This is a genomic window from Pseudomonas sp. G2-4 (assembly GCF_030064125.1).
Lineage (GTDB): Bacteria > Pseudomonadota > Gammaproteobacteria > Pseudomonadales > Pseudomonadaceae > Aquipseudomonas.
The window spans coordinates 5,349,531-5,363,996 of record NZ_CP125957.1 but is presented as its reverse complement, the minus strand read 5'-3'; the positions used below and the strand labels follow the sequence as shown (position 1 = coordinate 5,363,996).

Here is a 14,466-nt window from a genome sequence, read left to right as displayed (position 1 = left end):
TGTGCTCATTCGGGTTGAGGCGAAATTTCCTACGTCAGATTCTTGTTACCCCTCCTGAAACGCTCCTAAATCTCCGATCTATAAGGCTTTTCCTTCAATCCGCGCCTTGACGGTGCGGTGGGCGCATTCCTATAGTGTGCGCAAGTGGCGGAAAGTGGCATGAAGTGGGTTTTTTTGAACGTAAAACGCCAAAAAGTGGAGAAACGCTGACGTGTTTCGCGGAGCTAACGCTATCAGTCTCGATGCAAAAGGCCGTCTCGCCATGCCGAGCCGGTATCGTGACGAGCTCGTTTCGCGAAGTTCAGGGCAGTTAATCGTCACGATCGACGCCGTTGACCCATGTTTGTGTGTTTACCCCCTTGATGAATGGGAAATCATCGAAACCAAACTGCGCGCACTGCCTTCGCTACGAGAAGAAAACCGCCGCTTGCAACGCTTGCTGATCGGTAATGCCGTCGACCTCGAACTCGATGGCAGCGGTCGTTTCCTGGTTCCACCGCGCCTGCGCGAGTACGCCAAGCTCGACAAACGCGCGATGCTGGTGGGCCAACTGAACAAGTTCCAGCTGTGGGACGAAGATGCCTGGGATGCGGTTTCTGCCGCCGACCTCGCTGCTATTCAACAACCGGGCGCCATGCCTGATGAACTGCGTGATTTGATCCTGTGACTACTGATAGCGGCTTCAACCACATCACTGTACTGCTGGACGAGGCCGTCGAGGCGCTCGCCGTACGTCCTGATGGCTGCTATCTGGACGGTACGTTCGGGCGTGGCGGGCACAGCCGGCTGATCCTCAGCCAGCTCGGTCCGGACGGCCGGTTGCTGGGATTCGACAAGGATCCTCAAGCGATTGCCACCGGGCAAGCGCTGGCGGCCGAAGACGGCCGCTTTGTCATTGTGCAGCGCAGCTTTGCCGAGCTGGGCTCGGAAGTCGCCGGGCGCGGCCTGGCCGGCAAGGTCAGCGGCGTGCTGCTTGACCTGGGCGTGTCTTCGCCGCAGTTGGATGACCCGGAACGCGGCTTCAGTTTTCTCAATGATGGCCCGTTGGACATGCGCATGGATCCGTCCCGGGGAGTCAGTGCCGCCGAATTCGTCAACAGCGCTCCGGTGGAAGAAATCGCCCGTGTCTTCAAGGAGTACGGCGAAGAACGTTTCTCCGGCCGCATGGCTCGCGCCGTGGCCGAACGTCGCGACATCAAGCCTTTCGAACGCACCGGCGATCTGGCCGAAGTGCTGAAAGTCGCCAACCCGGCCTGGGAAAAGGGCAAGAACCCGGCGACCCGCGCTTTCCAAGGCTTGCGTATCCACGTCAATAACGAACTGGGCGACCTCGAGGCCGGCCTTGAGGCGGCCCTTGAAGCCCTTGAGATCGGTGGTCGGCTGGTGGTGATCAGCTTCCATTCCCTGGAAGACCGTATCGTCAAGCTGTTCATGCGCAAGCTCACCAAGGGCGAAGCCGACAACCTGCCGCGCAACCTGCCGGTGCGTTTCGAAGCCTTCGTGCCAAAAATCAAGATCCATGGCAAGGCGCAGTTCGCCTCCGAGGCTGAACTCAAGGCCAACCCGCGCGCCCGTAGTGCCGTCATGCGTGTTGCGGAGAAGTTGCGGTGAGCAAGCTCTTCGCCAAGCCACTGCCTGGCGGCAGCTTTTTCATGCTGCTGCTATTTATCGGCGTGCTCGTGTCGGCCATTGCCGTGTCCTATAGCGCGCACTGGAACCGTCAACTTCTCAATGCTCTCTACAGCGAGCTGAGCGTGCGCGACAAGGCGCAGGCCGAGTGGGGGCGGTTGATCCTGGAGCAGAGCACCTGGACCGCCCATAGCCGCATCGAAGTATTGGCCACCGAGCAACTGAAAATGCGCATCCCCGGCGCTGCCGAAGTGCAGATGGTGACGCCATGATGAAACTCGAAGGGGCGCTGTTCCCGTGGCGGTTTCGCCTGGTCATGGGGTTGCTCGGGATCATGGTGGCGGCGATTTCGTGGCGCATCATCGACCTGCAGGTCGTCGACCGTGACTTCCTCAAGGGGCAGGGCGACGCCCGTAGCGTGCGGCATATTCCGATCCCGGCTCACCGTGGCCTGATCACTGATCGCAATGGCGAGCCGTTGGCCGTGAGCACCCCGGTCACCACCTTGTGGGCGAACGCCAAGGAAATGCAGCAGGCCAAGGAAAAGTGGCCCGCACTGGCTGCCGCCCTCGGCCAGGATCCCAAGGCACTGGCCGAGCGTCTCGAAGCCCAGGCCAATAAGGAATTCATCTATCTGGTGCGCGGGTTGACGCCCGAGCAAGGCCAGAGCGTGCTCGACCTTAAGGTGCCGGGCGTCTATGGCATCGAAGAGTTCCGGCGTTTCTACCCAGCCGGTGAAGTCACGGCCCACATGGTCGGTTTTACCGACATTGATGACCGGGGCCGAGAAGGCGTCGAACTGGCCTATGACGAATGGCTCGCCGGGATTGCCGGCAAGCGACAAGTCATCAAGGATCGGCGCGGCAGGTTGATCAAGGATGTCCAAGTCACCAAAAACGCCAAGGCCGGCAAGCCCTTGGCGTTGTCCATTGATCTGCGCCTGCAATACCTGGCCAATCGTGAGCTGCGCAATGCCATCGTCGAGAACGGTGCCAAGGCCGGCAGCCTGGTGATCATGGATGTGAAGACCGGCGAGATCCTGGCCATGGTCAACCAGCCGACCTACAACCCGAACAACCGTCGCAACCTGCAACCGGCGATGATGCGCAACCGCGCGATGATCGACGTGTTCGAGCCGGGCTCGACCATGAAGGCCGTGTCCATGGCCGCCGCCCTGGAAACCGGGCGCTGGAAGCCGAGCGACACCGTCGAGGTGTATCCGGGTACTTTGCAGATCGGCAAGTACACCATTCGCGACGTGTCCAAGACCGAAGGCCCGGTGCTCGACCTGACCGGCATCCTGATCAATTCCAGTAACGTGGGCATGAGCAAGATTGCCTTCGATATCGGTGGCGAGACGATCTACCGCCTGGCCCAGAAAATCGGTCTCGGCCAGGACACCGGCCTGGGCTTCCCGGGCGAACGTGTCGGCAACCTGCCGAACTACCGCGACTGGCGCAAGGCTGAAACGGCCACCTTGTCCTACGGCTACGGTGTTTCCGTGACAGCGATCCAACTGGTCCACGCGTTTTCCGCGCTGGCGAACAATGGGCGCATGGCACCGCTGACCCTGATCAAAACCGACAAGGCTCCGCAGACCACCCAAGTGATCCCGGAGGACGTCGCCAAGACCATGCAGGGTATGTTGCAACAGGTGATCGAGGCGCCACGTGGGGTCTATCGCGCCCAAGTGCCGGCCTATCACGTTGCAGGCAAGTCGGGTACGGCCCGTAAAACCTCCGTGGGCACCAAAGGCTATGCCGAGAACTCCTACCGTTCGCTGTTCGCCGGCTTTGGTCCGATGAGCGACCCGCGCTACGCCATCGTCGTGGTCATCGACGAACCGAGCAAGGCGGGCTACTTCGGTGGCCTGGTCTCGGCGCCGGTGTTCAGCAAAGTGATGTCCGGCACCCTGCGCCTGATGAACATTACCCCGGACAACCTGCCGCCGACCCAGCAAGCGAATACCGCGCCGGTCGTGCCCTTGAAAGCCGAAGGAGGGCGTGGCTGATGTCCCTGAGCCTGAACAAGATTTTTGCCCACGCCGGTCACGACCTGCTGATTCGCGAACTGGCCTTGGATAGCCGTAATGTACGCGCCGGGGACCTGTTCCTGGCCGTTCCGGGCGCCCGGTTCGATGGCCGTGCTCACATCGCCGATGCCTTGAAGCGCGGCGCGGCGGCTGTGGCTTATGAAGTGGCAGGCGCGACCGTGCTGCCGATCACCGACGTCCCACTGATTCCGGTCAAGGGGCTGGTGGCTCAGTTGTCGGATATCGCCGGGCGCTTCTACGGCGACCCAAGCCGCCACTTGAATCTGGTCGGCGTGACCGGCACCAACGGCAAGACCAGCGTGACCCAACTGGTGGCCCAGGCATTGGACCTGCTCGGCCAGCATTGCGGCATCGTCGGGACCCTGGGCAACGGCTTTCACGGCGCACTGGAAAGTGGCCTGCACACCACGCCGAACCCGATCGCCGTGCAAGCGACCCTGGCGGACCTGAAAAAAGCCGGTGCCAAGGCCGTTGCCATGGAAGTTTCTTCCCACGGCCTGGACCAGGGACGTGTAACCGCGCTGGCCTTTGACGTCGCGGTGCTGACCAACCTGTCCCGGGATCACTTGGATTACCACGGCACCATGCAGGCCTATGGCGAAGCCAAGGCCAAGCTGTTTGCCTGGAATGACTTGAAGTGCCGGGTCATCAACATCGATGACGAGTTTGGCCGGCAGCTGGCCGCTGACAAGCGTGAGTCGCGGTTGATCACCTACAGCCTGGAAGACGCCTGCGCCTACCTTTATGTACGCCAGGCGCAGTTCAATGACGAAGGCGTACGCGCCACGCTGGTCACGCCCCAGGGCGAGCATCACCTGCGCAGTACCTTGCTGGGTCGCTTCAACCTGAGCAACGTATTGGCCGCCATCGGCGCCTTGCTTGGCCTGGACTATGCGTTGGACGAAATCCTCAAGGTCCTGCCGAAGCTCGAAGGCCCGGCCGGTCGCATGCAGCGTTTGGGTGGCGGTACGCAACCACTGGTGGTGGTCGACTACGCCCATACCCCCGATGCGCTGGAGAAAGTCTTGACGGCCCTGCGGCCTCACGCCAAAGGCAAGTTGCTGTGCCTGTTCGGCTGCGGTGGCGATCGCGATCGGGGCAAGCGTCCGTTGATGGCTGAAGTGGTCGAGCGACTGGCAGACGGTGTACTGGTCACCGATGACAACCCGCGCACCGAAGACCCGCTGCAGATTTTCGACGACATCCGCGCTGGCTTCTCGGCGGTGGACAACGTTAAGTTCGTGGCAGGTCGCGGCCAGGCGATTGCCGAGTTGATCGCCAGCGCTTCGGCGGACGATGTGATCGTCCTGGCTGGCAAGGGGCACGAGGACTATCAGGAAATCAATGGCCAACGCCATGCTTTCTCCGACCTGGTGGAAGCCGATCACGCTCTGACGGCGTGGGAGGTGGCCCATGCTTAAGGCCCTGAAACTCAGCGAACTGACCAACACCCTGAATGCGCGCCTCATCGCCGCGGACGCCAGCTTCGACGGGGTCAGCATCGACAGCCGGGCCATTGCTCCGGGGCAGCTGTTCGTCGCCCTGGCCGGACCGCGTTTTGACGGTCACGACTACTTGAACGAAGTCGCCGCCAAAGGCGCGGTCGCAGCGCTGGTCGAGCGGGAAGTGACCAACAGTACCCTGCCGCAGTTGCTGGTCGCTGACACCCGTCAGGCCTTGGGCCAACTGGGCGCGCTGAACCGCGCCGCGTTTGACAAGCCGGTCGCGGCCATCACCGGCTCCAGCGGCAAGACGACCGTCAAGGAAATGCTTGCCAGCATCCTGCGCACCCGCGGCCCGGTGTTGGCGACCCGTGGCAACCTGAACAACGACCTCGGCGTGCCGCTGACCTTGCTCGAACTGGCGCCGGAACACACTGCCGCCGTCATCGAACTGGGCGCGTCGCGGCTCGGCGAAATTGCCTACACCGTGGGCATGACCAAGCCCCACGTGGCGGTGCTCAACAACGCTGGCACCGCTCACGTCGGCGAGTTCGGTGGCCCGGAAAAAATCGTCGAGGCCAAGGGCGAGATCATCGAAGGGCTGGATGCCGATGGCGTCGCCGTGCTGAATCTCGATGACAAGGCGTTCGAAACCTGGAAGGCCCGTGCGGGTGAACGCAAGGTGCTGACCTTTGCCCTGAGCAACCTCGCCGCGAATTTCTACGCCAGTGACCTGGACCGCGATGCCCGTGGTTGCCCGGCCTTCAACCTGCACAGCCCCGACGGTGCCGAGCGGGTCCAATTGAATCTGCTCGGCACCCATAACGTTGCCAATGCCCTGGCGGCGGCAGCTGCCGCCCATGCATTGGGCGTGTCGCTGCCAGGCATCGTCGCCGGGCTGAACGCGGTGCAGCCGGTCAAGGGGCGCTCCGTCGCGCAACTGGCCAGCAACGGCATGCGTGTGATCGACGACACCTACAACGCCAACCCGACGTCCATGTGCGCCGCGGTGGATATCCTTGCCGGTTTCTCCGGACGTACCGTGCTGGTGCTGGGGGATATCGGCGAACTGGGCGAGTGGGCGCAGCAGGGCCACCACGATGTCGGTGCCTATGCCCGCGGCAAAGTCGATGCGTTGTATGCCGTTGGCCCGATGATGGCCCACGCGGTCGCCGCGTTTGGCGAGCACGCACAGCATTTCACCACTCAGGCCGAGCTGATCCAGGCCTTGGGCGCCGAGCAAGACCCGAACACCACTTTATTGATCAAGGGCTCACGCAGTGCAGCGATGGAAAACATCGTCGCGGCGCTGTGCGGCACCCGTATGGAGAAACATTAATGCTGCTGCTGCTAGCGGAGTACCTGCAACAGTTCCACAAAGGCTTCGCGGTCTTCCAGTACCTGACCCTGCGCGGGATCCTGGGTGTACTGACCGCGCTGTCGTTGTCGCTGTTCCTGGGCCCGTGGATGATCCGCACGTTGCAGAGCCTGCAGATCGGTCAGTCGGTGCGTAACGACGGTCCACAGTCGCACCTGTCCAAATCCGGCACCCCGACCATGGGCGGCGCGCTGATCCTGTCGTCCATTGGCATCAGTACCTTGCTCTGGGCCGACCTGGCGAACCGTTACGTCTGGGTCGTGCTGCTGGTGACTTTGCTCTTCGGCGCCATCGGCTGGGTCGACGATTATCGCAAGGTGATCGAGAAGAACTCCCGTGGGCTGCCAAGTCGCTGGAAATATTTCTGGCAGTCGGTGTTCGGTCTCGGCGCGGCGGTCTTCCTTTATATGACCGCCGCCTCGCCGGTGGAAACCACCCTGATCCTGCCAATGCTCAAGGACTACACCATCCCGCTGGGCGCAGGCTTCATCGTGCTGACCTACCTGGTGATCGTCGGTTCGAGCAACGCGGTCAACCTCACCGACGGCCTCGACGGCCTGGCGATCATGCCGACGGTGATGGTAGGTGGCGCGCTGGGGATCTTCTGCTACCTGTCGGGCAACGTGAAATTCGCTGAATACCTGCTGATTCCCTATGTGCCGGGGGCGGGCGAGCTGATTGTGTTCTGCGGCGCGCTGATCGGTGCCGGCCTGGGCTTCCTGTGGTTCAACACCTATCCGGCGCAAGTCTTCATGGGCGACGTCGGCGCGTTGGCGCTGGGCGCAGCCCTGGGCACCATCGCAGTCATCGTTCGCCAGGAAATCGTCCTGTTCATCATGGGCGGTGTGTTCGTGATGGAGACCCTGTCAGTCGTCATTCAGGTTGCCTCCTTTAAATTGACCGGCCGCCGCGTATTCCGCATGGCGCCGATCCACCACCACTTTGAACTCAAGGGCTGGCCCGAGCCGCGTGTGATCGTCCGTTTCTGGATCATCACCGTGATTCTGGTCCTGGTCGGCCTTGCCACCCTGAAGCTGAGGTAGAACGAGTGTCCCTGATCGCTTCTGACCACTTCCGCATCGTTGTCGGCCTCGGCAAGAGCGGCATGTCCCTGGTTCGCTTCCTGGCGAACCGGGGCGTGTCGTTTGCCGTGGCCGATACGCGGGAAAATCCGCCTGAGCTGGCCACGCTGCGGCGTGACTATCCACAGGTGGACGTGCGTTGTGGCGAGCTGGACGTCGAATTCCTGTGTCGCGCCGATGAGCTCTACGTGAGCCCCGGCCTGGCCCTGGCGACTCCGGCCCTGCAGGCGGCGGCTGCTCGTGGCGTGAAACTGTCCGGCGACATCGAGCTGTTCGCGCGTAACGCCAAGGCGCCGATCATCGCCATCAGCGGTTCCAACGCCAAGAGCACCGTCACCACCCTGGTGGGTGAGATGGCCGCTGCGGCCGGCAAGCGTGTCGCCGTGGGTGGCAACCTCGGTACCCCGGCGCTGGACCTGCTCAGTGATGACGTCGAGTTGTACGTGATGGAGTTGTCGAGCTTCCAGCTCGAAACCACCGATCACCTGGGCGCCGAAGTGGCGACCGTGCTCAACGTCAGCGAAGACCACATGGATCGCTACAGCGGCCTGCCGGCTTATCACCTGGCCAAGCACCGGATCTTCCGTGGTGCCCGGCAAGTGGTGTTCAACCGCCAGGACGCCCTGACCCGTCCGCTGCTGGGCGAAGGCCTGCCATGCTGGTCCTTCGGCCTGGGCATTCCGGATTTCAAAGGCTTCGGGTTGCGCGAAGAGCATGGCGAGAAATACCTGGCCTTCGAATTCCAGAACCTGATGCCGGTGCGCGAACTGAAGATTCGCGGCGCCCACAACCAAGCCAACGCCCTGGCGGCCCTGGCCCTTGGGCATGCGGTCGGCCTGCCGTTCGACGCCATGCTTTCGGCCCTGCGTACGTTTGCCGGCCTCGAACACCGTTGCCAGTGGGTGCGCGACCTCGATGGCGTGGCTTGGTACAACGATTCCAAGGCCACCAACGTCGGTGCCGCACTGGCCGCTATCGAAGGGCTGGGTGCGGACATTGAAGGCGAGCTTGTGCTGATCGCCGGTGGCGACGGCAAGGGTGCCGACTTCAAGGACCTGCGCGATCCGGTGGCGGCCAACTGCCGTGCCGTGGTGCTGATGGGCCGCGACCGCGAGTTGATCGCTCAGTCACTCGGCGATGCCGTGCCGCTGGTTCGTGTCGGTTCGCTGGACGAAGCGGTGCAGCAATGCCGCGCCTTGGCTCAGCCGGGCGATGCGGTGCTGTTGTCGCCGGCCTGCGCCAGTTTCGACATGTTCAAGAACTACGAAGAGCGCGGGCAGCTGTTCGCCCGGGCCGTGGAGGACTTGGCATGAGCCTGATGAATATCATCAAGCCGTACCCGTCGCCGTTGATCACCGGGCGCGGCATCGACCTGGATTTCCCGATGCTTGTCGGTTGCCTGGCATTGCTGGGCCTGGGCCTGGTGATGATCACGTCCGCGTCGTCGGAAGTGGCGGCCGTGCAGTCGGGCAACACGCTTTATCACATGATCCGCCACCTGATTTACCTGGTGATCGGCCTGGCCGCGTGCATCGTCACCATGATGGTGCCGATCGCCACCTGGCAGCGCCTGGGCTGGATGATGCTGCTCGGTGCCTTCGGCCTGCTGGTGATGGTGCTGTTGCCGGGCATCGGCCGCGAGGTCAACGGTTCGATGCGCTGGATTGGCTTCAGCTTCTTCAACGTACAGCCGTCGGAAATCGCCAAGGTCTTCGTGGTGATCTACCTCGCCGGTTACCTGGTGCGTCGCCAGAAAGAAGTACGCGAGAGCTGGATGGGGTTTTTCAAGCCGTTCATCGTATTGCTGCCGATGGCAGGCCTGCTGTTGATGGAGCCGGACTTCGGCGCCACGGTGGTGATGATGGGCGCGGCGGCGGCAATGTTGTTCCTTGGCGGCGTCGGGCTGTTCCGTTTCACCCTGATGGTGGCGCTGGCGGTGGGCGCGGTGACCGTGCTGGTGCAGGCGCAACCCTATCGGATGGCGCGTCTGATTACCTTCACCGACCCGTGGGCCGACCAGTTCGGCTCCGGCTACCAACTGACCCAGGCGCTGATCGCCTTCGGTCGCGGCGAATGGCTGGGCGTGGGCCTGGGCAACAGCGTGCAGAAGCAGTTCTACCTGCCCGAGGCCCACACCGACTTCGTGTTCTCGGTCCTGGCCGAAGAGCTGGGTGTGGTGGGCTCGTTGTGCACCGTTGCCCTGTTCGTGTTCGTTTGTGTGCGCGGGATGTACATCGGTTTGTGGGCCGAGAAGGCCAAGCAGTATTTCGCGGCCTACGTGGCCTATGGCTTGTCGTTCCTGTGGATCGGTCAATTCCTGATCAACATCGGCGTGAACGTCGGCCTGTTGCCGACCAAGGGCCTGACCCTGCCGTTCCTCAGTTATGGCGGCAGCTCCCTGGTGATCTGCTGTGCCTGTCTCGGCTTGTTGCTGCGCATCGAATGGGAGAGTCGAACCCATCTGGGCAGCGAGGAGATGGAGTTCCAAGAGAGCGACTTCGCCGAGGAGCCGACTCATGGGCGCTAACGTGCTGATCATGGCGGGCGGTACCGGCGGGCATGTATTCCCGGCGCTGGCTTGTGCCCGCGAGTTCCAGGCGCGCGGCTACACCGTGCACTGGCTGGGTACGCCACGGGGCATCGAGAATGAACTGGTACCCGGCGCCGGCCTGGAGCTGCACCGGATCGACGCCAGCGGCCTGCGGGGCAAGGGCAAGCTGTCGTTGCTCAAGGCGCCGCTGATGCTGCTCAAGTCGATTTGGCAGGCTCGGGCGATCATCCGTCGGTTGCGGCCGGTCTGTGTGGTGGGGTTTGGCGGCTATGTGACGGGTCCTGGCGGGGTTGCGGCGAAATTGGCCGGTGTGCCGGTGATCGTTCATGAACAGAACGCCGTGGCCGGTACCGCCAATCGGTTACTGGTGCCGTTGGCCGCCCGGGTCTGTGAAGCCTTTCCCGACACCTTTACCCTGTCGGGCAGCCGCCGCACCACCGGTAATCCGGTGCGTACCGAGCTGTTCCTCGAGACACCGCGCCCAGCCCTGGCTGGACGCAAGGCGCGTTTGCTGATCCTGGGTGGAAGCCTGGGGGCAGAGCCGTTGAACAAATTGCTGCCCGAAGCCTTGTCGCAGGTCGCCCCCGAACTGCGGCCGGAAGTGTTTCACCAGGCTGGCAAGAACCACGATGAAGTGACCGCCGAGCGCTACCGCGCCGCAGGCGTCGAGGCGCAAGTGCAGCCTTTCATCAAAGACATGGCCCAAGCCTATGGCTGGGCCGACCTGGTGGTCTGCCGCGCAGGCGCGTTGACCATCAGCGAACTGGCTGCTGCCGGTCTGCCCTCGATGCTGGTGCCTTTGCCCCACGCTATCGACGATCACCAGACCCGCAATGCCGATTATTTGGCCCGTGAAGGCGCAGCCTTCCTGATGCCGCAAAGAACGACTGGCGCCGCGGATCTTGCCGCCCGCCTGACAGAGGTTTTGATGCAGCCGCAACGACTTGAAGACATGGCCCGCGCCGCCCGCCGCCTGGCCAAACCCGATGCTACGGCCCAAGTGGTCGATACCTGCCTGGAGGTGGCCCATGGTTGAGAATCGCAAAGCCATGCCGCACCCGGAAATGCGCCGTATTCGCCGCATCCACTTCGTCGGTATCGGCGGCGTCGGCATGTGCGGGATCGCCGAAGTGTTGCTGAACCTGGGCTATGAAGTCTCCGGCTCGGACCTCAAGGCGTCCCCGGTGACCGAGCGCCTGGAATCCTTTGGCGCCCAGATTTTCATTGGCCACCGCGCCGAGAACGCTGCCAATGCCGACGTGCTGGTGGTCTCCAGCGCCGTGAACACTTCCAACCCGGAAGTCGCCACCGCTCTGGAACGCCGCATTCCCGTGGTGCCTCGGGCCGAGATGCTGGCCGAGCTGATGCGCTACCGCCACGGCATCGCCGTCGCCGGTACCCACGGCAAGACCACCACCACCAGCCTGATCGCTTCGGTGTTCGCCGCCGGTGGCTTGGACCCGACCTTCGTGATCGGTGGCCGTCTGAATGCCGCGGGCACCAATGCCCAGTTGGGCACCAGCCGTTACCTGATTGCCGAAGCCGACGAGAGCGATGCGAGCTTCCTGCACCTGCAACCGCTGGTGGCGGTGGTGACCAACATCGACGCCGACCACATGGCGACCTACGACGGTGACTTCAACAAACTGAAGAAAACCTTCGTCGAGTTCCTGCACAACCTGCCGTTCTACGGTCTGGCGGTGGTGTGCCTGGACGACCCGGTGGTGCGTGAAATCCTGCCGCTGATCAAGCGTCCGACCGTGACCTACGGTTTCGGCGAAGACGTCGACGTGCGCGCCATCAACGTGCGCCAGCAGGGCATGCAGACGTTCTTCACCGTGTTGCGTCCTGATCGCGAGCCGCTGGATGTGTCGGTGAACATGCCCGGCAACCACAACGTGCTCAACGCGTTGGCGACCATTTGCATCGCCACCGATGAAGGCGTCAGCGATGAAGCCATTGTCCAGGGCCTGTCCGGGTTCCAGGGCGTGGGCCGACGCTTCCAGGTCTACGGCGAACTGCCGGTGGACGGCGGCAACGTGATGCTGGTGGACGACTATGGCCACCACCCGACCGAAGTCGCGGCAGTGATCAAGGCCGTGCGCGGTGGTTGGCCGGATCGGCGCCTGGTGATGGTCTACCAGCCGCACCGCTACAGCCGCACTCGCGACCTGTATGACGATTTCGTCCAGGTGCTGGCCGACGCCAACGTGTTGCTGTTGATGGAAGTCTATCCGGCCGGTGAAGAGCCGATCCCGGGGGCCGACAGCCGTCAGCTGTGCCACAGCATCCGCCAGCGCGGTCAGTTGGACCCGATCTACATCGAGCGCGGCGTGGAGTTGGCACCGCTGGTCAAGCCGCTGTTGCGCGCGGGCGACATCCTGTTGTGCCAAGGCGCCGGTGACATCGGTGGCCTGGCCCCGAAACTGTTGAAAAGTCCGTTATTCGCCGGAGCAATCGTGGCCTCCAGCGAGGGGAAACTGAAATGACTGCTGCCTACGCCAACCTGGTCTCGACCCTTGACCCGAAAGCCTTCGGCCGCGTTGCGGTGCTGTTCGGTGGCAAGAGCGCCGAGCGCGAGGTGTCCCTCAAGTCCGGCAACGCCGTATTGCAAGCTCTGCAAAGCGCCGGTGTCGACGCCTTCGGTATCGACGTGGGCGACGACTTCCTGCAGCGCCTGCTGAGCGAGAAGATCGACCGCGCGTTCATCATTCTTCACGGCCGCGGCGGTGAAGACGGCAGCATGCAGGGCCTGCTCGAATGCCTGGGCATTCCCTACACCGGCAGCGGGATCCTGGCGTCTGCCCTGGCGATGGACAAACTGCGCACCAAGCAGGTCTGGCACAGCCTCGGCATTCCTACGCCCCGTCACGCCGTGCTGGCGTCCGAGGCCGATTGTATTTCGGCGGCCACGGAACTGGGCTTCCCTTTGATCGTCAAACCGGCCCATGAAGGTTCAAGTATCGGCATGGCGAAAGTGAGTTCGCTGCCTGAGTTGACCGCGGCATGGAAAGACGCCAGTTCCTACGATTCGCAAGTGTTGGTCGAGCAATGGATCACCGGTCCAGAGTTCACCATCGCCACCCTGCGTGACCAAGTGTTGCCCCCGATTGCGCTGGGCACACCGCACACGTTCTACGACTACGACGCCAAATACGTCGCCAACGATACCCAGTACCGCATTCCTTGCGGGCTGGACAGCACCAAGGAAAAAGAACTGATGGACCTCACGGCCAAGGCCTGTGAGGCGCTGGGTATCGCCGGTTGGGGCCGGGCAGATGTGATGCAGGACGCCGATGGGCAGTTCTGGTTCCTGGAAGTCAACACCGCCCCCGGCATGACCGATCACAGCCTGGTACCGATGGCGGCCCGCGCCGCCGGTTTGGATTTCCAGCAACTGGTGCTGTCGATCCTGGCCGCCAGTGTCGGCTCTCAAGAGCCAAGAGGTTAAGCATGCAAGGCGCATCGCTTCGTCATCAGCCATCCGCACCCGGTCGCAAGCCGGTGCCGCGGGGTGCCAGCCGAATGGTGGCCAAGGAGCCGATGTCGGCGCGTCTGCCGAAAGCCAATTTTGGCTTTCTCAAGAGCCTGTTCTGGCCGGTGCTGCTGGTGGTGTTGGGGTTCGGTACGTATGAAGGCGCCCAGCGGTTGCTGCCTTATGCCGACCGGCCGATTGCCAGGATCAACGTCCAGGGCGACCTGAGCTACATCAGCCAGCAAGCGGTGCAGCAGCGGATTGCGCCGTTCGTGGCGTCGAGCTTCTTCACCATTGACCTGGCGGGCATGCGCAAGGAACTGGAGCAGATGCCCTGGATCGCCCATGCGGAAGTGCGCCGGGTATGGCCTGACCAGGTTTCTATTCGGCTGGAAGAACAACTGCCGGTGGCCCGTTGGGGCGACGAGTCGTTGCTGAACAACCAGGGCCAGGCGTTCACGCCGCGGGAACTGGCGAACTACGAACATTTGCCACAACTGTTCGGTCCTCAACGGGCCCAGCAGAAAGTGATGCAGCAATACCAGGTGTTGAGTCAGATGTTGCGGCCACTGGGCTTCTCCATCGCGCGCCTGGAATTGCGTGAGCGCGGCAGCTGGTTCCTGACCACTGGCGCGGGCAGCTCGGGCCCGGGTATCGAGCTGCTGCTCGGTCGCGGCAACCTGGTGGAAAAGATGCGCCGTTTCATTGCCATCTATGACAAGACGCTTAAAGAACAGATTACGAACATCGCGCGCATCGATCTGCGCTACGCCAACGGCCTGGCTGTTGGCTGGCGGGAACCTGTAGCGCCCACGACGGCCGTACCCGCCGTCGCGAAGAATTAAGAAGAGGCAGG

Annotated in this window: 13 protein-coding genes; all 13 read left to right on the top strand. The window is 62.9% G+C overall.

Annotated elements, in window-relative coordinates; translation table 11 throughout:
• The first annotated feature begins 211 nt into the window (after window positions 1-211).
• Genes mraZ through QNH97_RS23410 form a run of 13 tightly spaced genes read left to right on the top strand, consistent with a single transcriptional unit; the run spans window position 212 to window position 14,455 of the window.
• Window positions 212-667 (top strand): division/cell wall cluster transcriptional repressor MraZ, encoded by a 456-nt coding sequence (mraZ, locus tag QNH97_RS23470; RefSeq protein WP_008147486.1) that lies wholly within the window; start codon window positions 212-214, stop codon window positions 665-667.
• Entirely contained in the window at window positions 664-1,611 is a 948-nt protein-coding gene (gene rsmH, locus QNH97_RS23465) for a 16S rRNA (cytosine(1402)-N(4))-methyltransferase RsmH (protein ID WP_283554125.1), read from the top strand. Before mraZ ends, rsmH begins: the two co-directional genes overlap by 4 nt.
• Window positions 1,608-1,901: a cell division protein FtsL gene (gene ftsL, locus QNH97_RS23460; protein ID WP_283554124.1), complete on the top strand. Its 294-nt coding sequence runs from the start codon at window positions 1,608-1,610 to the stop codon at window positions 1,899-1,901. The genes rsmH and ftsL overlap by 4 nt, the downstream gene beginning before the upstream one ends.
• Window positions 1,901-3,640, top strand: coding sequence for a peptidoglycan D,D-transpeptidase FtsI family protein (locus QNH97_RS23455; protein WP_283557540.1), 1,740 nt, complete (start codon window positions 1,901-1,903; stop codon window positions 3,638-3,640). Before ftsL ends, QNH97_RS23455 begins: the two co-directional genes overlap by 1 nt.
• Window positions 3,640-5,103: a UDP-N-acetylmuramoyl-L-alanyl-D-glutamate--2,6-diaminopimelate ligase gene (locus QNH97_RS23450; RefSeq protein WP_283554123.1), complete on the top strand. Its 1,464-nt coding sequence runs from the start codon at window positions 3,640-3,642 to the stop codon at window positions 5,101-5,103. The genes QNH97_RS23455 and QNH97_RS23450 overlap by 1 nt, the downstream gene beginning before the upstream one ends.
• Complete coding sequence (locus tag QNH97_RS23445) at window positions 5,096-6,463, top strand: UDP-N-acetylmuramoyl-tripeptide--D-alanyl-D-alanine ligase (RefSeq protein WP_283554122.1); 1,368 nt, start codon at window positions 5,096-5,098, stop codon at window positions 6,461-6,463. Before QNH97_RS23450 ends, QNH97_RS23445 begins: the two co-directional genes overlap by 8 nt.
• A complete protein-coding gene (gene mraY / locus QNH97_RS23440; protein WP_283554121.1) occupies window positions 6,463-7,545 on the top strand; it encodes a phospho-N-acetylmuramoyl-pentapeptide-transferase in 1,083 nt (360 codons plus the stop codon). The genes QNH97_RS23445 and mraY overlap by 1 nt, the downstream gene beginning before the upstream one ends.
• A 5-nt stretch (window positions 7,546-7,550) precedes the next feature.
• Window positions 7,551-8,897 carry a UDP-N-acetylmuramoyl-L-alanine--D-glutamate ligase gene (gene murD, locus QNH97_RS23435; RefSeq protein WP_283554120.1) on the top strand — a complete coding sequence of 449 codons (1,347 nt, stop codon included), beginning with the start codon at window positions 7,551-7,553 and terminating at the stop codon, window positions 8,895-8,897.
• Window positions 8,894-10,111 carry a putative lipid II flippase FtsW gene (gene ftsW / locus QNH97_RS23430; RefSeq protein WP_502944420.1) on the top strand — a complete coding sequence of 406 codons (1,218 nt, stop codon included), beginning with the start codon at window positions 8,894-8,896 and terminating at the stop codon, window positions 10,109-10,111. Before murD ends, ftsW begins: the two co-directional genes overlap by 4 nt.
• The gene (gene murG / locus QNH97_RS23425) at window positions 10,101-11,171 is read left to right on the top strand and encodes an undecaprenyldiphospho-muramoylpentapeptide beta-N-acetylglucosaminyltransferase (protein ID WP_283554119.1); all 1,071 of its coding nucleotides are present in this window, start codon (window positions 10,101-10,103) and stop codon (window positions 11,169-11,171) included. Before ftsW ends, murG begins: the two co-directional genes overlap by 11 nt.
• Window positions 11,164-12,624, top strand: a complete 1,461-nt coding sequence (gene murC, locus QNH97_RS23420) for a UDP-N-acetylmuramate--L-alanine ligase (protein WP_283554118.1) — start codon at window positions 11,164-11,166, stop codon at window positions 12,622-12,624. Before murG ends, murC begins: the two co-directional genes overlap by 8 nt.
• Entirely contained in the window at window positions 12,621-13,586 is a 966-nt protein-coding gene (locus QNH97_RS23415; RefSeq protein ID WP_283554117.1) for a D-alanine--D-alanine ligase, read from the top strand. The genes murC and QNH97_RS23415 overlap by 4 nt, the downstream gene beginning before the upstream one ends.
• Window positions 13,587-13,588: 2 nt before the next feature.
• A complete protein-coding gene (locus QNH97_RS23410) occupies window positions 13,589-14,455 on the top strand; it encodes a cell division protein FtsQ/DivIB (RefSeq protein ID WP_283554116.1) in 867 nt (288 codons plus the stop codon).
• The last annotated feature ends 11 nt before the right edge of the window (window positions 14,456-14,466 follow it).